Genomic DNA, 22,333 nt, shown 5'->3' with positions numbered 1-22,333 from the left:
GACTTTTATATATCATAATATACTATAGTATTAAGTAGTTGTTTCGTCTATCAACGTATCTCAGTAAAAAAAGAGTAAATAATGCCTGATTTAAGCCATGAAGCCGCTGCAAAGTACTGGTTTGAGTACCTTGACCCCATGATTTACAGGGTCATCACTTTTATGGAAAGTGTGGAAAACTGGACTCTTGATGGAAATCCGGAACTGGAAGAGGCAATGAAACAGTTAGGGCAAGAGCTTGATGATATTGAAAAAATTGACTTGGGCTTGCTAGCAGAAGAAGACAAATTTATTCGTATCGTTGGAAATATCAAATCAGGAAGAGGCCTACGCTTGCTTCAGGCAATAGATACAGTCCATCCTGGTAGCGCCTCCCGTGTTTTAATCCATGCGGAAGAAACCAGTTTAAGCAGCAATGACCCGGCAGGTTTTTTTCTAAAACGCAATATTGTATTTGAAAGACTAAGGTTATTATCGCGAGTTTTTTGCCAATACCGTCTAAAACTCGTTTTACGAGCACTCGAAGGGGATGAATAATGAAAGTATTACCTAAACTGGCCTTGGCCAATCTGTTTTGTTTTACCACTTTATCTGTTTTTGCTCAACCTACTGATACGTCTGGACAACAGACAAGCACCAACACGTCTAATCTAGTGACTTACCTCACCAATCTGGGAAAATATTTAGGCTATGACATCACTCAATCCAATAAAACGCCTAACCCGCCTTATTCACAATTATTTAATTCCAACGTAGCCCAACTCATTCAAAGCTACGCTTACAATACCTTTTTAGGCGCTATCCCCGTGAATGCCATGTCCCAGAGTTTTATGAATTTTGTGACCCAAAATGTGCAAGGAAGCTCATTAATTAATAATTTGGCGAATAATACCTTTAAATATCAAAATTTCAGCACCCCATCATCCGGCTTGAATGGAACAGTTTCTGCCAACAGTTTAATAGACCAATCAACGGCCAATGCCCAAGCCCCTACCCCCTCAGGAGTTTTTTCAGACCCTCAAACCACACCCTCCGGAACTTATTTGAAGGATCCAGTCAGTCAGGCCGTATTTAATATACTAGGAACCCCAGATTACAGTTTTTGTATGGACAACGAGCAAAAAAACTGGTTGCCAAATTGCAACCTGATGTACCAAAACCTGGTCATGCAAAATGTTATCGGCACTTTGCCTCCAGCGCAAACCGCTGGTTCGACACCTGCTTTTTATACCTACAATTATAACCAATCGCTCATTGGCCAACTGAACGGCAACTCGCTGATTGCCCCGTTGCTATTAGATACCAATCCAGCAACACTACAGCAATTGAGTAGCTCTGGAGGCTTAAAAGCTATCAGCCAAGCACAGCAAGCGCTTAATTTTATCAGATACGCAAGTGCTCAAGTCACCCCTCCTTCCTTACCCAAGTTGAGTGCCTACAGTGAATTATGGAATCAAGCCACTGCCAAACCGAATTCTGACGGTTATAATGAAGTCCAGCAAAAACAAGCGGCTGCAACATTGAGCAGTTATTTTAATAATTTGCGCGTTTACGCAGCACAAACTTCTGTCGGAGTGAGTAATCTCTACTATATTTTATCCAAAAGGTTACCCCAAAATATGAGTAGCGACCAAAACAACCCAAATGTGACAAGCCAGGCGTTGAATGAATTTAACATGGCAACTCGAAGATTATTTGATCCAACCGCCTCCAACACTCCCGGACAACCAAACCAACAATGGATTAAACAAATTAATGACGCCTCCCCTGCTACAGTTCAAAAAGAAATAGCGGTATTGTTGGCTGAAATTAATTATCAAATGTATTTGGACAGACAAATACAAGAACGGATATTATTAACTAACAGCATTATGCTATTGCAAAACTTAAAAGCAGCGCAACCGACCGCAGACTTTTCAAGTCAAGGCTCTCCTTCCGAGCAATAATAGTCATCACTTTGGCTCCTGGGATTCCAATTCTAGGGTGCCATTGTCGCTAGGTTGATTAACACGCTTAAAAATTTGGTACACAAAATCAATCATTTTTTTTCCTTTTGATTGATCTTTGTTTAAATAAAAACCCGAGCTTAATGTACTAACTAAATGATAATTTTTAAAAAAATCCTTTTCATATAGCAAATCTGTTAAATAATCACCTCGTGATTCCATAGGATAGTAATTGGTGATCACCCAATCAGGCTTCACTTTAGAATTGAGATAATCGGCATAAAAACTTAAATCGTTTTTGAATGGCTTTTTGGTTAAATCGCTATTATTCAAACATTGAGCGTCTATAAATCGAATGTCTTCTCGAGAAAAAAAAGGAATAATCCCACAATCATCTAACAGAACGCTGTCGCCCCTTTTTGCCTTACGGTTGAGCAAATCAGCAATGTTCATTCTATTTTGAGTGCGTTCATTATATTCTGCAACTGATTTGGATAAATGATTTAAATCATTCCCCGGCACAAAAAAACAGGTAATAAACAACATTAATACAGCAGCCAGATATTCAGGATCCCATCTGAAAGGTTTAAAATATTGTATCAATTGATTAAGCCCTAAAACAGTTAATATGGAAATAAGGGCGAATGGGCTTAAAAACAATCTCAAACCGTATGTGACTAAAGGATTTGCTTTCCAAAGCAACAAAGTATATAAAACAGAAGGCAACCAAAGTAAAACATGGCGACAATCTTTATTGGCAGACAATAAATAGGGTACCGATAATACAAGCAACGGTGTTATAAAAAGAAAATAATCAAAATCTACCGCCAAAAACTGCCCATAAGCTAATGCTTTACAACGATAGCTATTAGGAAGCCAATGACTGAAATAAATTAATCGCCAAATAAAATACACAAGATAGGGCAATACAAAGCAAATAAAAGTAATTGAAACCCATAAGAACAATCTCTTATGATCTTTAAAAACCAGTTCCCTTTGAGCTCTCAAATATTGACATCCTATAAAAACAGCCAAAGGAATTATCCAAACGACTCCTTCAAATCGTGTTAAGCTCAATAATAACAAGAGCATATTGGTTATTATCCAATGAGTAGTTGAGTAAAGGGAAAATCGATTGGGCCATGGCCTGTCACCAACAGTTTGATAACCAAATGCCAAGGTACACTGCCATATCAATGCCAAAGACAGAGCGCAGTAAAATAGCGTTTCTAATCCACTGACCGCCCACCAAGTTACTCCTGTATAATGGCTAAATAAAAAAACAGGTAATATGGATAACACAGGGCTACAAAAAAGTCTTGCCAGTCGATATAAAAACAGTAATGCCAATCCCAAACTACAACAGGAAATGACCTTCATACTGCTCACCAGAGGTAATTGCAATTTAATAACCAAGGCAGCAATCATAAGCCATAAAAAATTGGAATACCCCTCTACGGGAGGCAAGGTCACATGCCAAAACAGCCCTTTCCCACTCACTAACTGTCGAGCATAATACCAGCTGATATAAGCATCATCTGTCGTAAAATCCCAGGCTGTATACAACGAGACCATCAGATCGTAAGCGCAATAAATAGCTATCAATAGCACCAGAATGGTTTTTCTTCTTGATAACAAGGAACTCAAAATGTGTTCTGCTCCAGAAAATTTTTCTATAACACAATCCACAATAACAATATCACACAGCATCAACAAGCTCCAAAATCATGATGCAAAAAAAATAATGGGTATGTTATGATTCCAACCCAATTTAAAAAAACTGTATCCTCAATGGAATAATACGGAACTTACAAGAAACGCCAAAAGTCTGGGGCATTGTGATAAGGGAGTACCACAATAATATTTCAAAACAGTGAATCACATCCACTGGACTAAAGATGATAGGCCTTGATTTAAATTAAAAATGTAACCCCTACTCAATGGTTGGTGTTTATTGATAAATCCGGTATAAAGTTCTCAGGATGAGTTAACCATTTAACTCAGCGAGCTATTATGTCCAAACCTTATTTTTTTTATGTCAGCGGAATGAATTGCACCAGTTGCAGCAATGCCATAGAGTCCTTTTTAAAAAATTCCAATTTAATCAAAATCAATACATTTCACGCGGACATGAGCACCCCGGATCCCAAAAAAATTGTGATATCTCTTTCTGAAGAAAAGGAAAATGAACATGAAAGCAACTGGAAAACTATTAAAAGATTAATTGATGATACAGGTTTTACTTGCGAAAATTATGAATTCCCTCAGGTGAAAGATCAACAACCGGCTCTCCCTCTCGAGAAAACGCAGACAACCGTTCAACAGGAAGCCAGCCAATTATCCACAATCCTTAGCAGCGCAAAAAAAATAATCACCTCCCATTGGTTGCTTGGAGGATTGGGTTGTATCACTGGAGTTAGCTTAATGATCCTGACTATGGCTCTAGGTAGTTTACCACTTGCACTAATGATTCCTTTAGCAAGCATCAGCACTTTATTAACCATTGCCCTTGGTGCCCAATCTTATTACGAGGCTTGGAAAAAGTTAGTCCAATCTCGCACACTCACAATGGATACATTATTTTCAATTAGCACAATTTCTGTTCTCGTTGTGTCGCTTGCTTCATTCTTTGTACCGTGGTTACCTATGATGTTTGAGGCAGGATTACTTATTTATGGATTCAGGCATATTGGTATCGCTATTGAGGACACTATCAAAGAAAAAATAAGCTCCGCCAAATTTCAAGACAGAACCCCACAAAAAGTCAGATTATATCGCCATCCTGATTTTAAAAAAACGAGGATTGAAGAGATTCAACCCAACGACATTATACAAGTCAAGCCGGGTGAGCTTATACCATTGGATGGCGTTTGTGAGCAAGACACCCTCATTTATCCCACCATCATTACCGGTGCTGTCATACCTAAACAATTTCGTAGTGGTGAAAAAATACTTGCCGGAATGCGTCTGGCAAATGATGCAAAACCACTCACCCTCCGCGTTCTAAAAACTGCAAAAGAGTCATACCTTGCCCGTCTTGATGAAAGCATAGCCCAATCTGTACTTGAAAGGGCACCGATAGAGGTAAAAACAGGGCTGCTTCTTAGCTATTTTATCCCATCCATTATTGCTCTCTCCATCCTTTCAGGGATCTTTGTCGGCTTGATTGCCACACCAGCACTTGCGATACAATGCGCTATTTCAGTATTGGTTTCTGCTTGTCCTTGTACGCTTGGTTTAATTATTCCTCTGGCAGTAAAAACTGGAATTCATAAAGGAGCCGAACACGGTGTGCAGTTTAAAAATTCCAGGGTATTACAATTAGCAGAACAAATTGATGTAGTCATTTTTGACTTGAATGGCACTTTAACAACCGGCGTTCCAGTGGTTAAAGAATATGCTGTATTAAATGATGCTGATCTTTCTTCTGAGCAATTTCTGAGTATTTGCAATGTGTTGGAAGAACAATCAAAACACCCTTTCGGCAAAGCAATACAATCGTTTACCCAAGGAATCAATAAACAAAAATTCAATATTGCTAATTTGGATTATTCGAACCATTCAGGCATTTCAGCAGAGATTAATGGTATTCAATATGCTATTGGCAGTAAAACCTTAATGCAGGAAATAGGGATTTCTACATCTTCGCTTGAAAACCAAATGAATCTGGTTGCAGGCGATAGCCTGGTGTTTCTAGCCAGAAACAAACAACTCTTAGGTTATCTGGTCATCACCGACCCCTTACGAAAAGATGCAAAGCAAACAGTTGATGCTTTAATTAAAATGGGAAAAGAACTACATCTATGTACTGGTGCAGATGAAAAAACCGCCTATCGCTATGCGCAAGCTCTTGGCATTAAGAAGGTACATGCTAATTGTGTTGCTACAACTATCAATACAGAAGATAGATCCAAACCAGTTTATATTAAATCATTACAAAATCAGGGACTAAAAGTAGCTATGATTGGAGATGCAGCTAATGACGCAAACGCCCTTGCTGCGAGCGACTTCGGTATAGCTGTACTGTCTCAAGACAGCGATGAAATCACCCAGCAACACGCCTCGGCCATTATACAAAGTGGAACTATATTGCCTATAGCCAATGCCTTTGCCATATCAAAACAAACAGTAAACAATATCAACCAGAATTTGTTAATTAGCTTAGGGTACAATTTGACAACAGTATTAATAGCCAGTGGTCTGTTAGTCACCCTTGGTTTTGTGCTGAATCCTGCTGTTGGTGTGGCATTAATGGTAACCCAGGCTTGTTTTGTCTTGCTCAATGTATACCGCTTTAAAGAGCAACCCTTGCAACATTTGCAAGACAAAGTTCAGGAAAAACCAGAACCGGCTCCTTCTTCTTATGAAGCCATGAAAAAGCATTCACCCAATTTCCATACAGCTCCCGAGATTAATCATAAATCAGTTATTCAATCTGGAAAGCAGCCAACCAGTACAAATAAATCACCTTCCTTTTGGAGTGATTATTTTCCTGAATTATTTGAAGAAGAAAAGGACACAGGTACCGAACATCTAATGAATAACAAAAGAGGATAAGCCCTAAATAAAGCTTGTCTAAAGTTGAAATGAGGAAGGCCAATCACCTTCCTCAATCATAACAATCAATTTTGATTTATTATGCTCTAAAGGGTCAAGAATGTGATGTCTCTTACCAATATGTGATGACTCATAAAAATCGCATGTGAAATGAGGTAATCAGCAATGTTTACCGCATCATTATATAGATAATAAATAAATTGTATGGTCAAATTGGCAAAATTAATTAACTTACATTTTAAGAAAACTCATGCCAACAACCTTTGAAGATAAATCACTCCAAATCCCCAGTTTAAAATCCCTGGCCGCTAATGCCGTTCAAAAAACCAATGCAAATCTCTTTTTCAGGTTGCACTCACTTGAAACTCCCCCTGAGATAAAAACAGGGTTTATTGACATGGAGCTAGAGGCATTAACTCACGAATTAACTGAAGACTATCAAACCAAGTTGGAAGCCAGGAACGAAAAAATTGAGGAATTCAGTTCCAATCTTAGTTCTAATGAATGTTTTGTAAAATGCTCTGCTTTTACCTTCACTACATTGATGGCTGGAGTGCACGTTGGTATTTATTACATCCTGAAAGCAGCGGCTGTCGATCCATCAACGCAAATAGCATATATTTCGAGTATTCCTGCTACTATTTGTTTCTCTATGTGCGTTGGAGTCTGCTTGAATCGACAAATTACTAAATGCTTGAGCTCTTGTTTTACGCCCAGTGTCCCCGATAAAATTACTGTCGATTTGGATGAGTTGGGTAGACAATCCCATGTTAGTCCATAAGCGGTTTTCTGGGTTCCTTGAAAGAAAAAAACTGACTTATTCGCTACAATATAATTTAATTACAATGATTCTTCACTCCCTGGTAATTGTTAAAAAATAGGGAGTGGTTTTATACACCCATTTTCCACCGTATTTTTTTTTGCAGTACTCATCAAAAAACTGCACCATGCTATTTACAATATCTTGGTACATTTTACCGGGGAGATCCTTGAATAATGGGGCGCCGTGTATAAAGTTTTCAAATAACCCAAGATCAGGTAATTCCACTTGGCAATGTTCTACAACAAAAGAAATGCTTTTAAATGGCAAATTATCCAATGCCCTTCTGCATTGAACAGAATAATTCTCCCGCATCATTTTAGATTGCACGACATTTTTAGCGACATCAGGGTAAAGATTTTGAAGTTGCAGGCTGTTTAACACTTCAAACAAAGTGCTTTGTTTGCCAGAAGAAAAAATTGCACAAATTTTACCTCCTGGTTTCAAGACATGATATAAATTGGATAATGATTTTTCCAAATCAGTCCAGTGAAGACACCAAAATGATAAAATATTATCAAATGGCCCGAAAATTATAGGTTCTTGAATATCCCCTATATCAAAACGAACGTTGATACTCCTGCAATGTTTGTTTGCATAATCAATCATTGTTTTTGATCGATCCAAGCCAAGAACATATCCATCAGGGACTAAATTGGCTAGCATTTGAGTGAAACTGCCATCACCACAACCAGCATCGAGTAAGTAATCATTACTATGGATAGATATCTTTGCAAGAAACTTGCTGGAGATTTCTCTTAGGATATAGTTACCTTTTGCATAATTGGTTGCAGACCAATTATTCAATATGGCAAGCAAACTTTCATTATCCATTCGGGATTTCTTCCAAAATGATTTACCAAGAGCCTCTTGTAAATTATAGAGTTCTCCAACACAATTTTCTAAAAAATTGGAAACTTTTGATGTTGTATTCTCTGAGATCTCTAAACTAGTGATGTTATAAACAAGGAATCCCATTAGGCCATTGCAACCAATTTTTCTCAGGATAAGGTAATGAAATATCAACCAAATGCAAAGTATAGGCATGTCTGGATTGATTAGAAAAATTAGCCTGACTTTTATGTGGAACTCTGCCATGTAGTATAATTAAAGCGCCTTTTTTAACAGGTAAAGGGACACTGTTTTCTTCTGGCCAAGGACTTGAATCGAAATTTTCAAAATAAATTTCGTTTTCTCGACGAAACATCTTCTGCTTTAAGGGGGTGGTACAAGGGCTTGGAATCACTTCCAAACAGCCATTTTCCAAAGTAGCATCTTCTATTGCAAACCAAAACCCTAAAGCATCACTGTCCTCTCCAAAAATATAGGTACTATCCTGATGGCAAAGTACTTCGGCTCCTATTCCCGGCTGTTTGAATATGTACATCGATTGAACCAATCCTAGTGTTTTCAACCCAAGTTGATGTGCTATCTTCTTAATTCGATCATCTCGGGAATATTGCCTAAAAACAGGATCCAGTTCATGTAAAGCGTGTCCAATTTTATTAATTGATTGATTAAAAGGGCGTAGACAATCACCGACTTCATCAAAAGCACCCGGCTCAAAAAAATAATGAATTTTATCTCCAGAATCAAGGAAATATTGTTTTTTAGCATGCTCGTTGGTTTGCGTGGAAAAAATTGTTTTAGGTATCTCTGCCTGATTATTTTCAAGCAATGTTTGAATGCGTTGCTTTAATAGATCGCATACAGATTCTGAAAAGAAATTATTTATTACCAAATATCCATTTGTGAAAAAAAAATCACATTGCTCAGAAGAAAGTTGCATCCTATGCTCCTCAAAAATCAAAATCAGTACTTGGGGAAATCACCAGGGTAAGGGCAAACGGCTTTTAATGAGCATAAGCGAAATGCTCTCATTAAAAACCTTTCCCACATAAAGATTCGGTATTGTTCATAAGTCCTGAAAATATTTCAGTTAATTTTTCCATTACATCATCTACGGTAATTAATTTCATGGCTTCATATCCATGAACCTGCGTACCCCAAACACTCTTCTCTGGACTCACTCCTAATACAGCTTGGATAGCTTGCGAATACCTGTTAACAACCAAATGTTGAAAAGTATACGGGCCAGAAATAGAGGGATTGGTAACAGCATGCAAAGCCACAACAGGCGTGCCTACCGCTGCCGCCATATGAGAAGGTCCTGTATCAGGGCACAAGACTGCTTTTGCTTTACTGATCACAGCCAACAATTGCTTAGGTTTTGTCTTTCCAACTAAATTAACCACTGGAATCTCTTTCGCTATTTCCTCTGCCAATAATTTATCATGATCACCTGGCCCTCCAGTTAAAACAACTTTGACATCCCATTTAACTTGCGCCTGTTTCAGAACCTCAATATATCGCTCCGCCAACCAACTGCGCTCAGGTTTGCTGGCTGCGGGATTAACGACTAAAATTGGCCTTTCTTGTTCCGGCAAATGATTTTGAGCCCATTCATAATCTGCCTTGGTAATCGGTAAATCCCAGTGGATTATTTTTTCAGTGATACCTAAAGGCTCAGCAAATTTTAAAAAGCCCTCAAGTGTGTGTTCCAATCCAGGAGAAATGCTTTCCTTTATAAACAGACGATGGCCATCATTCGCTCTGTGAGAATCATAGCCAACTTTGCGTTTAGCTTTAATAAATGGAATAAGCCAATTAGTTCTAAAACTGGCTTGGGGCGCTAACAACACATCAAACTGGCGAGGCAACATTTGTTTCCTAAACCGCCAATAGTCAGCAAGCGTTTTAGGTTTATCAATAACAATAAACTCCACGCCTTCCATTCCTTCCACCAAATAAAAGGCAGGTTTTGAAATAATCCAGGTCAATTGAGCATTAGGCAATTTATTTTGCAAGGTTCTTATCAGTGGGACCAACATCAAAACATCCCCTAAAGCTGAAAGCCTTATAACACAAATCGATTTAATCATTCTGCAATACAAAACGAGAGCCACAATAAGGGCAAACCTCCACCCCGGTTTTCTCTATAGGCAAATAAACCTTGGGATGAGCATTCCATAACTCCATCTCATCTGTTGGGCAACTCAATGGTAATTGATGTCTATGTACGACATAATTTTTTTTAGCACTTGCGGGTTCTTTTGTTGTTTTCCTCATGTTGTTCCTTTGCGGCATGATGTCAATTAGAGACAGTATTATCTAATATTTCCCTTATTTTCGCTATAATATCTGTATTAAAACCCTCATTTTGCGAATCATAAAATAAAGCGCCCTCCCAATGCCTCAACCAGGTTAATTGCCGTTTGGCCAGCTGCCTTGTTGCTGCTATACCTTTTTCCCTCATACTCTCATAATCATAATGGCCTGCAAGATACTCGAGTATTTGCCTATATCCAACACAGCGCATGGAGGGTAAGTTGATTTGAATAGGCCATTTTGCTTGCAATTGTTGAACTTCTTCTATGAATCCCTCACTAAGCATCGCGTCAAACCGTTGCGCGATACGTTCATGCAACCAGGATCTTTGCTCAGGAAAAAGAGCAAGATTAACAAAATAATAATCAGGCTGTACATGGGGTCCGGTCAAATAGGTTGATAACGTTGAACCGGTTAAGTAATAAACTTCCAGCGCTCTTTGAATTCTTTGCGTATCATGAGCATGAATGCGAGCAGCTGTTACCGGATCTAATTGACTTAGCTTTTGATAAAGAAAATCCCAACCCTGTGATAATGCTTCTTCCTCCAGCCGTTTACGAACAGCTTCATCGGCTTCAGGCAAAGTGGCTAACCCTTTTTGCAGAGCATTAAAATACATCATAGTTCCACCCACTAACAAAGGAATATTCCCTCTTTTGATGATTTCAGCACATAAAGACAAAGCGTCTGTACAAAACTGGGCTGCCGAATAAGATTCAACAGGATCTTTAATATCAATTAAATAATGAGGCGCTCGCTGTAATTGATGGATTGAAGGTTTTGCTGTCCCAATATTCATATCTCTATAAATCATTGCGGAATCAACACTAATAATTTCAAAAGGGAAATGGGTTGCTAACTCGCATGCTAACCCTGTTTTTCCTGAAGCAGTTGGTCCCATTAAACAAAACACTAGCTTATTCATGCAATAACATCCGACAATCATCAATGGTTAACGCTTTACATATATTATGTTTCTCTTCTTTAAGAGAGAGTTCCAGCAATAATTGATTCATTTCAATACGCTCTTCAACTGTTAATTGTTTTGGGTCAAATATTTGAGAACGGCTAATTAACGCTATCAATTGCTCAGTATGAAAAATATCCAACTCACAGAGAACATTAAAAAAACAACGAACATCTAAATAAGGCGCATTCAAAGGGATGCTGCGAATTAACAAGTCATCAGCATTAGGGTACTCAATTTGTATCCCAACATGAGCCAACTCATGCTTTAATTGCTCCTGCTTATGCATCCATTGGTTTGGCAATGGGTAACGAATTGAAATCAATAACGGCCTGCTCTCAAGAGGTAATGCCTTTTGCATTAGCTGTTTTTCTATCCATTCTTGAAACAATGTTACGATGTCTGCAAGGTAAGGCTGTTGCTTTATAAAAACCAAAATAAACCGCTCATTTAAGATAACCCACTGGAACTCTGTTTCTGGATGATAGACCGAGCTGGTTTTTTTATACCTTTTGTTGGTTATAGATGATGATAATGAGTTGGCACTCCAGCTTGGGGATAAAGCTCTTGCCCCTTCTTCATGGGACTCTCTGTCATTGCAGATATGGGAAGGTTCCGAAACTGTATTTTGCTGCTCATTACCAGAGGAAGCAGCATAGGCGTATTCCCTTGTGTCTGAATGGTCAAGAGTCGATTGCAACGCTTTCATCAATTGGGAAGTAAAAAAATCATGTACCAGGCGGGGCTGTTGGAATCTCAGCTCATGCTTTGTAGGATGCACATTCACATCGACTTCAGAAGCAGGTAGAGTAAAATACAACAAACAAATTGGAAATCTGCCTGCATGCAATAAGCCATCATAAGCTTGTTTTACTGCATGTTGGAGTAATTTATCCTTTACCATGCGTTGATTCACATAAATCCACTGCCTATCGTTCTGGCTGCGTTGCAAACGATGGTTGCTTATCCAGCCATAAAGACGCATACCACTGTGCTCCACATCAAGAAAAATAGCTTCTCTCATGAAAGTATTGCCCAAAATTCGACCCATACGAATGGCTTTGGCTTGCTCACTTAACGCTGGCGGTAATGAAAAAATCAGTTTCTTATTATGCTTAAGCGTTAATGCAATCCGGGGAGCACTTAATGCAAACCGTTTCACAACCATTTCAATAGCTTGAAATTCCAGTTTTTCATTTTTTAAAAACCGCTTGCGAACTGGGGCATTATAGAACAAATCAGAAACATCAATGGTAGTGCCAATATTGCGCGCACAAGGAGAGAGAGTCCTGTTCTCCCCCTCTACTCGCAACATCATTGCATTGTCCTGCTCCTCAGGCTTTGAAATGATAGTCACTTTGGCAACAGAGGCAATACTTGCCAATGCCTCCCCTCTAAAGCCCATACTATCAATGGAATATAAATCATCAAGCGTTCTGATTTTACTGGTCGCATGAGCTGCAACAGCTAAAGGCAAGTCGTCTCCAAAAATTCCTGAACCATTATCACTAACTGTAATCTGCAGCAATCCCCCATAATTGACATCGACACCAATCACACTGGCACCAGCATCCAAAGAGTTTTCCAGCAGCTCCTTGACTACCGAAGCAGGCCTTTCTATAACTTCTCCTGCTGCAATCTGATTGGCTATTGCTGGCGAAAGTTGATGTATCCTTAAGACCATGTGCCAGGTATCACTAATTTTTGCCCGGGCATAAGCCTTGCCCTTGTCTGAAGGCGGTTAATTGATTGTAATGCGCTCACAGATACCCTATATCGAGCAGCGATAGCAGGAAGAGTTTCACCTTTTTTAACGATATGAAAATTTGGAGAAATCATAGCCTCAATTCGAGTCCCATGAGGAGGATGATCCCAAAAATAATTTTTTAGTCCTTGAAATATTGCCTGACTCAATCGCTCCTGGTAGGCAGGGTTGGTTAAATTTCTTTCCTCACGGGGATTTGAGATAAAACCGGTTTCAACCAAAATAGAAGGAATATCTGGAGATTTCAGAACAACAAAACGGGCTTGCTCCACTTTGTTATTATGCAAATTGGTAAAATTATCCAATTGGCCTAATACTTTTCCCCCCATTTCCAAACCAGCATTTATTGTCGCAGTTTGTGATAAATCGATCAAAACAGAACGTACTACCCCATTACTATCATCCAACTCACCTAAATTCACTCCACCTAATTCAGAGTAATTCTCCTTTTCTGCTAACCAGCGTGCTGCTTCACTGGTGGCCCCCCTTTGTGACAAGGCAAATACCGAGGCTCCATTAGAGTGAGGATTATTGAATGCATCAGCATGGATAGAAATGAATACATCACCATTATATTTTCTGGCAATATCCAGGCGTTGTCTAAGTCCAACGTAATAATCACCCGATCGTGTCAGGACTGCGCGCATACCTGGTTGCCTGTCTATCAATCGTTTAAGTTTTAAAGTAATGGCCAGCACAACATCCTTCTCGTTACTACGGCGCGGACCTCTTGCGCCAGGATCTTTGCCCCCATGCCCTGCATCCAACACTACAACAACATCACGCAAAGGTTTTTTTGATGGGTTATGAGGAACCTGGACAGGTGTTTTATGCACAGTTATTCGTTGTTCTGATGGCTGGCTGGATATTTTTGATTGGATTTGCTGGACTGGAGCTTTAATCGTTTTAACAGGCAAAGTCAACTGCCTGCGATTATTTATGACTAAAGGAGTATCATTAACAAGATCAATTCTGATCCCATTAAATTCTCCCTTCGGTTTCCATGAAGATGAGCGCACCTTGACTGGTTGTTTTACATCCATGACAAGCCTGAGCGTGTTTTTGGAGGGGCTACCGCTTCTTACCTGCTGAATAAGCGCATTGATTAAACCCAATTGACTGATATTGACGGCTAATTGTGTATCACTTAAGTCTAACACCACGCGATTAGGCTGACTTAAGGTAAATAGCTTATGGGTAAATGAACCTTGTATAGAAAGATAAAGAGACGTCATGGTTGGTTGCTGAGAAACTGTAATATTCTTTAGTTGTGCAGAAAATACAGCAAAAGAACTTGGTAGATATAATAACAGACTTAAGACCCACGCTCGCATCATCATCATTCACCCGCCAGGCAAGCTAAAATTCTTTTACCCGCGACACTTAATGCAGCTATTTGTATTAAGCGCCCAGTCCCTTTAATTATTAAATTAAACTGAATATCGACTGGAGGCAATGTTTTTCCACCATGTTCAGGCCATTCAATACAACAAACGTTCTGATTGGAAAAATAGTCTCTAAAACCTAAATACTCCAGTTCTTCTTCCTGTTGAATGCGGTATAAATCAAAGTGATGAATATGAAATTGACCACAATTGTAACTTTCAACTAATGAAAAAGTTGGACTCTTGATGGCTGAAATTACCCCTAGTGATTTTAGCATTGCGCGAATAATGGTAGTCTTTCCGGCCCCTATATCACCACTTAAAGTAATCACCAAAGGCGCTGAGATACAAAACGCCAATTTTTCTGCAAATCTTTTGCTCTCTTGTTCACTAACCAAATCCAAAGTTATGAAATTATCATTATCTTCAATAGCCATATCGAGAACACTACATAATGTATCTGTTTAGAAAAAGCATGTCAGCCAAACCGTTATACACAAGTATTGAAACAGAGTTTGTTACCTCAGTAACACTCAGGTTACCCTCTTAATAAATCATCGCACTAGATACAATTCAAAATGCTTGGAATTTCATCAAGTAAGTCGCTCGCCAATACCCCAACTTCTCCTGATTTTTCAGCAACCTTGTCTCCAGCAACTGCATGGACCCACACCCCTAACTTCGCAGCATCGGATAAGGTAAAACCCTGGGCGCAAAAAGCGGCAATAATCCCACTCAAAATATCCCCCATGCCTGCGGTAGCCATACCTGGATTGCCTTGCGGGCATACAAAAACATTCCTTTCTACTGTCTGAATAACCGTACCTACTCCTTTCAATACCACAACACCACCATATTGTTTTTGTATAGCAGATGCCGCATGGTATCTATCCATTTGAACATCTCTTGCAGTACATGAAAGCAAACTGGCGGCTTCGCCAGGATGGGGTGTTAAAATCCAATTGTCATCCATTTGGGGATGTTGAGAAAGTAACCTCAGCGCTGAAGCATCAATGATCATGGGTAATTGGGTTGTAATTGCATTTAAAAACAAGGTCTTAGCCCAATCACTATCACCAAGCCCAGGCCCAATAACACAAACCGTAGCTTTTGCTAATAAAGGCATTAACTCCCCTGCCGTTTTGATACCCCAGATCATCGCTTCAGGAATTAAGGGTAAAGCGCTCTTCGCATAATCCGGCCAGGTTGCAACAGTAACTACTCCTGCTCCCGTCTTGAGTGCTGCCTTGGCTGCCAAGCTCACTGCTCCCGGCATTCCTGGGCCTCCGCCTATCACTAAAACATGTCCATAATCACCTTTATGAGAGTTCTTTTTTCTTGCTGCGAGAGGCAATGGCAAGGTAGAATCCCTCAGCAGGGAAGCAAATCGGGTTAATTTAGTTGCACATGCCTCCAGGTTTAAATGAGCACAATGAATCACACCACAATAATCTGGTCCATCCAAAGTATACATTCCTGTTTTAAGTCCGATAAAAGTAATCGTGGCAGTCGCATTGACGCAAATATTCTCTACTAATCCTGTATCCGCATTAAGACCAGATGGAATATCAATCGATAATACCGGCAACCCACTGGCATTGATTTGATGAATCGCGTTGGCTATTACCCCATGCACTGCTCCTTGTAACCCAACACCCAATAATGCATCAACAATTAATTCGGTATCGCCATCTAAAGGTTCATCTGCGGATTGACAAAGTACTCCAGATGCCAATGCCTGGCGTGCGGCATTCCTGGCAGCGGAAGGTAAATTTTCTATTGATTTACATTGATATACAGCAACTGAGAATCCTTGTTCATGAGCTAATCTGGCCAAGACATAACCATCACCTGCATTATTGCCAGCACCACAGAAGACGGCTATATGCCTTACAGGCGGGTAGAGTTTCTGTAAGAAAGAAAATGCCTCTGCCCCGGCCAGAGCCATCAAGGCATTTTCGTCTTTTTGATACAAAGTTGCAGCTTGCTGTTCACAAGCTTTAATTTGATCACAACGATACAGAGCATTTTCTAGCTTGTTCACCTCTTGGCTCCAAATTAACGTAAATTTGATATAACGACCACAAAATATTTTTATATCGCTACTATGCCAAGATCATGCTGTAAAAATCACTGCTTCTTGGCTACGATTCGCTTAAAAGAAACCATGCCATCTACTTTACTAGTTTTAGTGATGGCTTATTTTTTGTAGCACTTTCAGAGGAGGAAGAAGTTTTAGGTGGTGGCTCATCATCCTCGTCAACTGAAAAAGCAATTCCTCTGCCATTTTCTTTTGCATAAATCTCTAGTACTGCATTGGGAGCAACAAAAATTTGCTCTGTTTGCCCTGAAAAGCGTGCCGTAAACACAATACGATCATTTTCCAATAAAAGTCCTCGGGTCGCTGAGGGAGAAATGTTTAATACAATTCTATCATGCTGAACATGTTCTATTGGAACCTGCACATTGGGATTTGATGCATCTACGAGAATGTAGGGTGTTAAATCATTATCAACAATCCAATCGTAGAAAGCACGAATCAAGTAGGGTCTGTTTGATGTCATTGCCATAATTATGCTGCTCTTATTTGTCTCTCAGCGTCAGTCAAACTCGTTTGAAAAGAATCACGTTTAAACACACGCTGCATATAGGAAATTATTCCTTTAAAATTAGGCGTAATTTCCAAACCTAATTTAGGTAACCGCCATAATAAAGGAGCCAATGCACAATCCAAAAGTGAAAACTCATCACTTAAAAAATAAGGTTTATCTGCAAATATAGGATCTAAACTGGTTAAACTTTCAAGTAAATTAGCTCTGGCTTGCTCTACAGATTCCTCCCGCAAAATAGCATTCATTAAATAATACCAATCCTGTTCAATTCTATGCATCATTTTGCGAGCTTCAGCACGGGCTACTGGATAAACTGGTAATAATGGAGGATGAGGGAAACGTTCATCCAAATATTCCATAATGATTCTTGCTTCATATAATACAAGTTCTCTATCAATTAATGTAGGAACAGTTCCATAAGGGTTAATAGACAATAGGTCGGCTCCAGGCTCATCTTGCTTTACTGCAAGAATTTCAACATTAACTCCTTTTTCGGCCAGAACGATACGAACTTGGTGACTATAAACATCATCTACATCAGAAAATAAAGACATTATGGTGCGCTTTGCAACGATTGCCATTACCTTACTCCTATCAATTCATTTAAGCCTGTTAAAATGGCTTTTTATATTCTAGTGCACAAAGGTTGCTATTCTATCACATTTTTAAACTTCTGGGTTACTTTGAGCAAATGTTCTTATTTTAGAGTAAAGTCGATACAAGAAACCAGATATATTTTCTGATTCTGAAGGTAACCATTTGAGATTGAACTCTGTATAAAAGGCAAAAATGTAGTACTTTTTACAAAACTGAGGAGTAAGTAGTCTATTCCTATTTTAACTGTTTCCAATAAGCTTTCTTCAGTGCATAAGCTGCTATAAGGAAAATACAGAAGAACAAAAGAACAAAAACTCCTAATTTATAACGAATTAGCTTGGCAGGCTCACCTACATAAACCAAAAAATTGACTAAATCCCTTAATGCGCTGTCAAACTGGCCTTCAAACATCTCACCTCGTCTTACCACTAATAAACTATTTGCATGCGAGTTTTTATCTTTGACCAAAATGACTTTTCCAATCAAGGGTTCCAAAACATTAGGCATAGCAACATCAGGCATTAGTAAATTATTAGCACCAAAAGGTCTGGAAGGGTCGCTGTAAAAACTTTTCAAATAATTATATATCCAAACAGGCCCTCTATCCCGCGCACTTAAAGACAAATCGGGGGGTACCATACCAAACCATTGCTTGGCATCTTCAGGTGACATGGCAATTTGAATGGGATCATAAATATTGGCCTGAGTAAAAATTAAGTTATTTTTTAATAAATCTTCAGCAATCTGACCATCAAAAGTAGTTAATCCAAGATCCTGAGCCATGCGGTTATAACGCATGTATTTGAGAGAATGGCATCCCGAGCAATAATTCATAAACATCTTTGCCCCTCTTTGCAAACTCTCTTTATCGTTTATATCAACCGGTACATAATCCATTGTTAAATTTTCTGTAAAAGCGGCGTTTGACATTAAAAATGCCAATGCAGCAACTAATAACACCTTTATTTTCATCATTTTTCACCTATCCGTGTAGGTACTGGCTGGGTTTTCTCAAAACGACTATAAATAGGCATCAAGATAAAATAAGAAAAATAAATAACAGCGGCAATTCGCGCTAAAAGCAGCCTTACTGGTGTAACCGGAGTTGTGCCCAAATATCCTAAAAGCAGAAAACTAAACGCAAACAAGGTAATACTTATTCTGGAATAAATTCCTTTATATCTTACAGAGCGCACATTGCTTTTATCGAGCCAGGGCAAAAAGAAAAGCAATAATATGGCTGCAGCCATGCACACCACCCCAATTAGCTTATCAGGAATAGCCCTTAAAATGGCATAAAAGGGAGCGAGATACCAAACGGGAGCAATATGATCTGGAGTCACCATTGGATTAGCGGGTACAAAATTAGCATGCTCTAAAAAATATCCTCCCATCTCAGGAGCAAAAAAGACAACCGCAAAAAATAAAATTGAAAAGACTATGATACCTACAAAATCTTTCACAGTGTAATAAGGATGGAAGGGTATTCCATCCAAAGGTTTTCCATCCCTATCCAAGGCCTTCTTGATGTCAATCCCTTCCGGATTGTTTGAGCCTACTTTATGCAATGCAACAATATGCAAAAACACGAGGATGATCATTAAAATGGGTATTCCTATGACATGCAAGGCAAAAAATCGCTGCAACGTCGGATTTGCAACAGAGTAATCTCCCCTCAACCATACAGCAAGAGCTTTGCCAATATAAGGTATCGCTCCAAATAAGGAAGTAATCACTTCAGCACCCCAGTAAGACATTTGTCCCCAGGGTAATAAATAGCCAAAGAATGCTTCTGCCATTAACAAGAGGTATAAAAACATCCCCAGTAACCAAACTAACTCCCGTGGTTTCTGATAAGAACCATAAAGCAAGCCTCTAAACATATGCAAATAGATAACAATAAAAAAAGCAGAAGCTCCTGTGGAATGCATATAACGGAGTAGCCAGCCAAAATTGATGTCCCGCATAATGAATTCAACTGAAGAAAATGCCTGCTCCGCGTTTGGCGTATAAAACATGGTTAGCCATAAACCAGTAATGATTTGATTGACTAAAACTATCAGTGCTAAAGATCCAAAAAAATAAAGAAAATTAAAATTTTTAGGTGCATAATAATTACTGAAATGCGCTTTCCAAGTGCTAACAAGAGGGAAACGTTCATCTAACCAATTGACTAACCCATTCATGCCTTAATCCTTATTTTGCATCCTCACCTATCACAATGGTGTGTTCATCTAAAAAGTGATAAGGTGGTACTTCCAAATTGATAGGCGCAGGAACACCCTTAAATACTCTGCCTGAAAGATCAAACATTGACCCATGGCATGGGCAAAAAAAGCCACCTGGCCAATCAGGGCCTAACTCACCAAGATTAGGTTTGTATTTTGGGGAACAACCCAAATGAGTACAAATCCCGATTAAAACCAAAAACTCGGGATTAATGGAGCGAAACTTGTTTTGCGCATACTCCGGTTGTTGATCCACTAAAGAATCGGGATCCCTCAGTTGAGACTCATCTTCTTTTTGTAACTGGTTAAGCATGTCCTTGCTTCGTTTAATTATCCATACTGGCTTGCCACGCCATTCAATAATAGCCTGTTCACCAGGCTCCATTCTACTGACATCAACTTTGACTGGAGCACCTGCTGCTTGTGCTTTAGAGCTTGGTAACCAGGAAGTAATAAAAGGAGTTAAGGCGCATGCAGCGCCTACCCCACCTAAGACACAGGTAGTATGCAACAAAAAACGACGCCGCTCTTCATCTAATTGTTCGTCTTGATTGTGATTACTTACATCCTGATTGAGATCAGTCATTTCGCTCACTGCTTAATCATCCTGATTGTGGTCTATGAACTGGATCCAGTTCGCCTAATATAACTCTCGTTAGTTATAACAAAGAATAACAATTTTTCAAACGGTTGGATAACTTATTTCTTAGAAAATAAAAAAGCCTCGCATAAAACGAGGCTTGGAAAAAAGTAATAGAATTAGCGCTTGGAGTACTGAGTAGCTCGGCGTGCTTTGTGCAGCCCCACTTTCTTTCGTTCCACACGTCTTGAATCGCGAGTTAATAGCCCACGCGCTCTTAGCTTGCGACGGAACGAATCGGGACTTGGCTCAGCTCCTTCGGCCAAACCATCTTCATCATAAGCAACCAATGCTCTGGCTATTCCCAAACGAACGGCTCCCGCTTGACCAGATATGCCACCACCAGTTACAGTAATGTATACATCAAACTTACTAAGAAGATCTACTGTTTCCAAAGGTTGCATTACAATCATGCATGAAGTTTCTCGACAGAAATATTCCTGCAATGTTCTGTCATTTACTTTAATCTCACCTTTTCCAGGACGTAAAAATACACGTGCAATTGAACTTTTTCTACGGCCGGTGCCATAATATTGCTTGATTTCAGCCATTATACTTATTCCTCAATCTCAAGTTGCTTCGGTTGCTGCGCAGTATGTGGATGTTCGCTGCCAGCATATACTTTCAACTTGCGATACATCTCTCTACCTAACGGATTTTTGGGCAACATGCCTTTTACAGCAAGCTCAATAATTTTTGTTGGATTTTTATCCTGTAATTTTTCAAAGGATGCCGATTTAATCCCTCCAGGAAACCCTGTATGATGATGATACATTTTATTTTTAAACTTGCGACCAGTCACAATAACCTTTTCTGCATTAGTGACTATAATGTAATCGCCTGTATCAACATGGGGAGTATACTCAGCTTTATGCTTGCCACGTAAACGACGAGCAATCTCTGTGGCTAAGCGACCCAAAACTTTTTCACTGGCATCGACAACAAACCAGTCACGCTTGACTTCATTGCCTTTTGCACTAAATGTCTTCATTAAATAAACTCCGAACCGCCTCAATTGGTAATCTTTCTATCATGGACGGGCGATTTTAACCAAAACAGAAACAACCTACAAGTAAAATGGATAAAAAAATATATACAATTAATCAAATCTCAATAAAAACATCAGATTAATGACTAAATGTGAAGTATTTTTCATCTTATTGACGTAAGTTCATACTGAATCAACAGAAAACCCCGATGCTCATTTTCATCTCTTTGTTTCATTAGAAGAGACTGGGCCTGACTACTCGCTCAGAATTAACCAACGCTTAATTTTATCAAAAGCCTTTTCGCGCCAGGAAAGCACAAAAAAGTTTATTTCCCTAAATAATTATCTGTCTAGCAGAAGTGGCGCTACTATCTCACCATCAATCAAGTGGTACTTGATGATTTGTTCAATATCTTCAAAGGAAGAATAGGTATACCAAACTCCTTCTGGATAAATAACGATGCAAGGACCAGAGCCACATCGTCCAAGGCATCCTGATTTGCTGACCCGGATTTTTCCAGGGCCATGCAAATCAAATTCTAACAATTTTGATTTCATAAAATCAAAAAATTCTTCTCCGCCGGAATTAGCACAACATTGCTTACCCGGTGCTTTCTGATTTGTGCATATGAATACATGCTTGGTGTAATGTGACAACAA

The 22,333-nt window shown here is 39.2% G+C and carries 22 protein-coding genes; 4 read left to right on the top strand and 18 right to left on the bottom strand.

Going from position 1 to position 22,333, the window contains the following annotated elements; translation table 11 throughout:
- Positions 1-81: 81 nt before the first annotated feature.
- Together icmW and icmX are read left to right on the top strand one after the other, a co-directional pair.
- Positions 82-537, top strand: a complete 456-nt coding sequence (icmW, locus tag OQI99_RS13710; RefSeq protein WP_027222834.1) for a type IVB secretion system protein IcmW — start codon at positions 82-84, stop codon at positions 535-537.
- Entirely contained in the window at positions 537-1,946 is a 1,410-nt protein-coding gene (gene icmX, locus OQI99_RS13705; protein ID WP_265732167.1) for a type IVB secretion system protein IcmX, read from the top strand. Before icmW ends, icmX begins: the two co-directional genes overlap by 1 nt.
- A 6-nt stretch (positions 1,947-1,952) precedes the next feature.
- Here icmX and OQI99_RS13700 read toward each other — a convergent pair whose 3' ends face one another.
- On the bottom strand, positions 1,953-3,593 hold the full coding sequence (locus OQI99_RS13700) for a protein LphB (protein ID WP_241495255.1): 1,641 nt from the start codon (positions 3,591-3,593) through the stop codon (positions 1,953-1,955).
- Between the two features lie 366 nt (positions 3,594-3,959).
- Between OQI99_RS13700 and OQI99_RS13695 the strand changes: the two genes are divergently transcribed.
- Entirely contained in the window at positions 3,960-6,503 is a 2,544-nt protein-coding gene (locus OQI99_RS13695) for a heavy metal translocating P-type ATPase (protein WP_265732166.1), read from the top strand.
- A gap of 250 nt (positions 6,504-6,753) precedes the next feature.
- Positions 6,754-7,284 (top strand): lpg2692 family Dot/Icm T4SS effector, encoded by a 531-nt coding sequence (locus OQI99_RS13690; protein WP_061514492.1) that lies wholly within the window; start codon positions 6,754-6,756, stop codon positions 7,282-7,284.
- A 72-nt stretch (positions 7,285-7,356) separates the two neighbouring features.
- On the opposite strand, the gene OQI99_RS13685 is transcribed toward OQI99_RS13690, so the two are convergent.
- From OQI99_RS13685 to OQI99_RS13605, 17 genes are all read right to left on the bottom strand, one after another.
- A complete protein-coding gene (locus OQI99_RS13685) occupies positions 7,357-8,157 on the bottom strand; it encodes a class I SAM-dependent methyltransferase (protein ID WP_265732165.1) in 801 nt (266 codons plus the stop codon).
- Between the two features lie 124 nt (positions 8,158-8,281).
- On the bottom strand, positions 8,282-9,139 hold the full coding sequence (legD1, locus tag OQI99_RS13680; protein ID WP_265732375.1) for a Dot/Icm type IV secretion system effector LegD1: 858 nt from the start codon (positions 9,137-9,139) through the stop codon (positions 8,282-8,284).
- A 64-nt stretch (positions 9,140-9,203) separates the two neighbouring features.
- Positions 9,204-10,214 carry a glycosyltransferase family 9 protein gene (locus OQI99_RS13675; RefSeq protein ID WP_195911937.1) on the bottom strand — a complete coding sequence of 337 codons (1,011 nt, stop codon included), beginning with the start codon at positions 10,212-10,214 and terminating at the stop codon, positions 9,204-9,206.
- A gap of 43 nt (positions 10,215-10,257) precedes the next feature.
- Positions 10,258-10,452, bottom strand: coding sequence for a zinc-finger domain-containing protein (locus OQI99_RS13670; protein WP_011216566.1), 195 nt, complete (start codon positions 10,450-10,452; stop codon positions 10,258-10,260).
- A 22-nt stretch (positions 10,453-10,474) separates the two neighbouring features.
- Positions 10,475-11,416 carry a tRNA (adenosine(37)-N6)-dimethylallyltransferase MiaA gene (gene miaA / locus OQI99_RS13665; protein ID WP_061514489.1) on the bottom strand — a complete coding sequence of 314 codons (942 nt, stop codon included), beginning with the start codon at positions 11,414-11,416 and terminating at the stop codon, positions 10,475-10,477.
- The gene (gene mutL / locus OQI99_RS13660; RefSeq protein WP_265732164.1) at positions 11,409-13,142 is read right to left on the bottom strand and encodes a DNA mismatch repair endonuclease MutL; all 1,734 of its coding nucleotides are present in this window, start codon (positions 13,140-13,142) and stop codon (positions 11,409-11,411) included. Before mutL ends, miaA begins: the two co-directional genes overlap by 8 nt.
- Positions 13,133-14,563 (bottom strand): N-acetylmuramoyl-L-alanine amidase, encoded by a 1,431-nt coding sequence (locus tag OQI99_RS13655; RefSeq protein ID WP_265732374.1) that lies wholly within the window; start codon positions 14,561-14,563, stop codon positions 13,133-13,135. Before OQI99_RS13655 ends, mutL begins: the two co-directional genes overlap by 10 nt.
- Positions 14,563-15,045 carry a tRNA (adenosine(37)-N6)-threonylcarbamoyltransferase complex ATPase subunit type 1 TsaE gene (tsaE, locus tag OQI99_RS13650; RefSeq protein ID WP_061514486.1) on the bottom strand — a complete coding sequence of 161 codons (483 nt, stop codon included), beginning with the start codon at positions 15,043-15,045 and terminating at the stop codon, positions 14,563-14,565. The genes OQI99_RS13655 and tsaE overlap by 1 nt, the downstream gene beginning before the upstream one ends.
- A 125-nt stretch (positions 15,046-15,170) precedes the next feature.
- Positions 15,171-16,652 (bottom strand): NAD(P)H-hydrate dehydratase, encoded by a 1,482-nt coding sequence (locus OQI99_RS13645; protein ID WP_265732163.1) that lies wholly within the window; start codon positions 16,650-16,652, stop codon positions 15,171-15,173.
- Positions 16,653-16,782: 130 nt separating this feature from the next.
- Positions 16,783-17,178: a ClpXP protease specificity-enhancing factor gene (locus tag OQI99_RS13640; protein WP_061514484.1), complete on the bottom strand. Its 396-nt coding sequence runs from the start codon at positions 17,176-17,178 to the stop codon at positions 16,783-16,785.
- Positions 17,179-17,180: 2 nt separating this feature from the next.
- Complete coding sequence (gene sspA, locus OQI99_RS13635) at positions 17,181-17,801, bottom strand: stringent starvation protein SspA (protein WP_265732162.1); 621 nt, start codon at positions 17,799-17,801, stop codon at positions 17,181-17,183.
- 250 nt (positions 17,802-18,051) lie between these two features.
- A complete protein-coding gene (locus tag OQI99_RS13630) occupies positions 18,052-18,792 on the bottom strand; it encodes a cytochrome c1 (RefSeq protein ID WP_265732161.1) in 741 nt (246 codons plus the stop codon).
- On the bottom strand, positions 18,789-20,003 hold the full coding sequence (locus tag OQI99_RS13625; protein ID WP_061514481.1) for a cytochrome b: 1,215 nt from the start codon (positions 20,001-20,003) through the stop codon (positions 18,789-18,791). Before OQI99_RS13625 ends, OQI99_RS13630 begins: the two co-directional genes overlap by 4 nt.
- Positions 20,004-20,013: 10 nt before the next feature.
- Positions 20,014-20,631 (bottom strand): ubiquinol-cytochrome c reductase iron-sulfur subunit, encoded by a 618-nt coding sequence (gene petA / locus OQI99_RS13620; RefSeq protein ID WP_265732160.1) that lies wholly within the window; start codon positions 20,629-20,631, stop codon positions 20,014-20,016.
- Between the two features lie 173 nt (positions 20,632-20,804).
- Positions 20,805-21,236, bottom strand: a complete 432-nt coding sequence (gene rpsI / locus OQI99_RS13615; protein ID WP_265732159.1) for a 30S ribosomal protein S9 — start codon at positions 21,234-21,236, stop codon at positions 20,805-20,807.
- Positions 21,237-21,241: 5 nt separating this feature from the next.
- Positions 21,242-21,676, bottom strand: a complete 435-nt coding sequence (rplM, locus tag OQI99_RS13610) for a 50S ribosomal protein L13 (protein WP_010948407.1) — start codon at positions 21,674-21,676, stop codon at positions 21,242-21,244.
- Between the two features lie 339 nt (positions 21,677-22,015).
- Positions 22,016-22,333, bottom strand: coding sequence for a (2Fe-2S) ferredoxin domain-containing protein (locus OQI99_RS13605; RefSeq protein ID WP_014844795.1), 318 nt, complete (start codon positions 22,331-22,333; stop codon positions 22,016-22,018).

It is taken from the genome of Legionella sp. PATHC039, assembly GCF_026191275.1.
Classification (GTDB): Bacteria; Pseudomonadota; Gammaproteobacteria; order Legionellales; family Legionellaceae; genus Legionella; species Legionella pneumophila.
The sequence above is the reverse complement of the archived record's forward strand: the minus strand, read 5'-3'. Positions and strand labels throughout refer to the sequence as shown.

Bases quoted from the DNA above. Each gene is read 5' to 3' on its own strand.
- OQI99_RS13640 (WP_061514484.1), bottom strand. From the start codon at position 17,178: ATGGCAATGACATCAAACAGACCCTACTTGATTCGTGCTTTCTACGAT.
- OQI99_RS13670 (WP_011216566.1), bottom strand. From the start codon at position 10,452: ATGAGGAAAACAACAAAAGAACCCGCAAGTGCTAAAAAAAATTATGTC.
- sspA (WP_265732162.1), bottom strand. From the start codon at position 17,801: ATGGCAATCGTTGCAAAGCGCACCATAATGTCTTTATTTTCTGATGTA.
- OQI99_RS13655 (WP_265732374.1), bottom strand. From the start codon at position 14,563: ATGATGATGCGAGCGTGGGTCTTAAGTCTGTTATTATATCTACCAAGT.
- OQI99_RS13630 (WP_265732161.1), bottom strand. From the start codon at position 18,792: ATGATGAAAATAAAGGTGTTATTAGTTGCTGCATTGGCATTTTTAATG.
- icmW (WP_027222834.1), top strand. From the start codon at position 82: ATGCCTGATTTAAGCCATGAAGCCGCTGCAAAGTACTGGTTTGAGTAC.
- rpsI (WP_265732159.1), bottom strand. From the start codon at position 21,236: ATGGCTGAAATCAAGCAATATTATGGCACCGGCCGTAGAAAAAGTTCA.
- miaA (WP_061514489.1), bottom strand. From the start codon at position 11,416: ATGAATAAGCTAGTGTTTTGTTTAATGGGACCAACTGCTTCAGGAAAA.
- rplM (WP_010948407.1), bottom strand. From the start codon at position 21,676: ATGAAGACATTTAGTGCAAAAGGCAATGAAGTCAAGCGTGACTGGTTT.
- OQI99_RS13685 (WP_265732165.1), bottom strand. From the start codon at position 8,157: ATGGATAATGAAAGTTTGCTTGCCATATTGAATAATTGGTCTGCAACC.
- OQI99_RS13625 (WP_061514481.1), bottom strand. From the start codon at position 20,003: ATGAATGGGTTAGTCAATTGGTTAGATGAACGTTTCCCTCTTGTTAGC.
- tsaE (WP_061514486.1), bottom strand. From the start codon at position 15,045: ATGGCTATTGAAGATAATGATAATTTCATAACTTTGGATTTGGTTAGT.
- OQI99_RS13690 (WP_061514492.1), top strand. From the start codon at position 6,754: ATGCCAACAACCTTTGAAGATAAATCACTCCAAATCCCCAGTTTAAAA.
- icmX (WP_265732167.1), top strand. From the start codon at position 537: ATGAAAGTATTACCTAAACTGGCCTTGGCCAATCTGTTTTGTTTTACC.
- OQI99_RS13675 (WP_195911937.1), bottom strand. From the start codon at position 10,214: ATGTTGGTCCCACTGATAAGAACCTTGCAAAATAAATTGCCTAATGCT.
- OQI99_RS13695 (WP_265732166.1), top strand. From the start codon at position 3,960: ATGTCCAAACCTTATTTTTTTTATGTCAGCGGAATGAATTGCACCAGT.
- mutL (WP_265732164.1), bottom strand. From the start codon at position 13,142: ATGGTCTTAAGGATACATCAACTTTCGCCAGCAATAGCCAATCAGATT.
- petA (WP_265732160.1), bottom strand. From the start codon at position 20,631: ATGACTGATCTCAATCAGGATGTAAGTAATCACAATCAAGACGAACAA.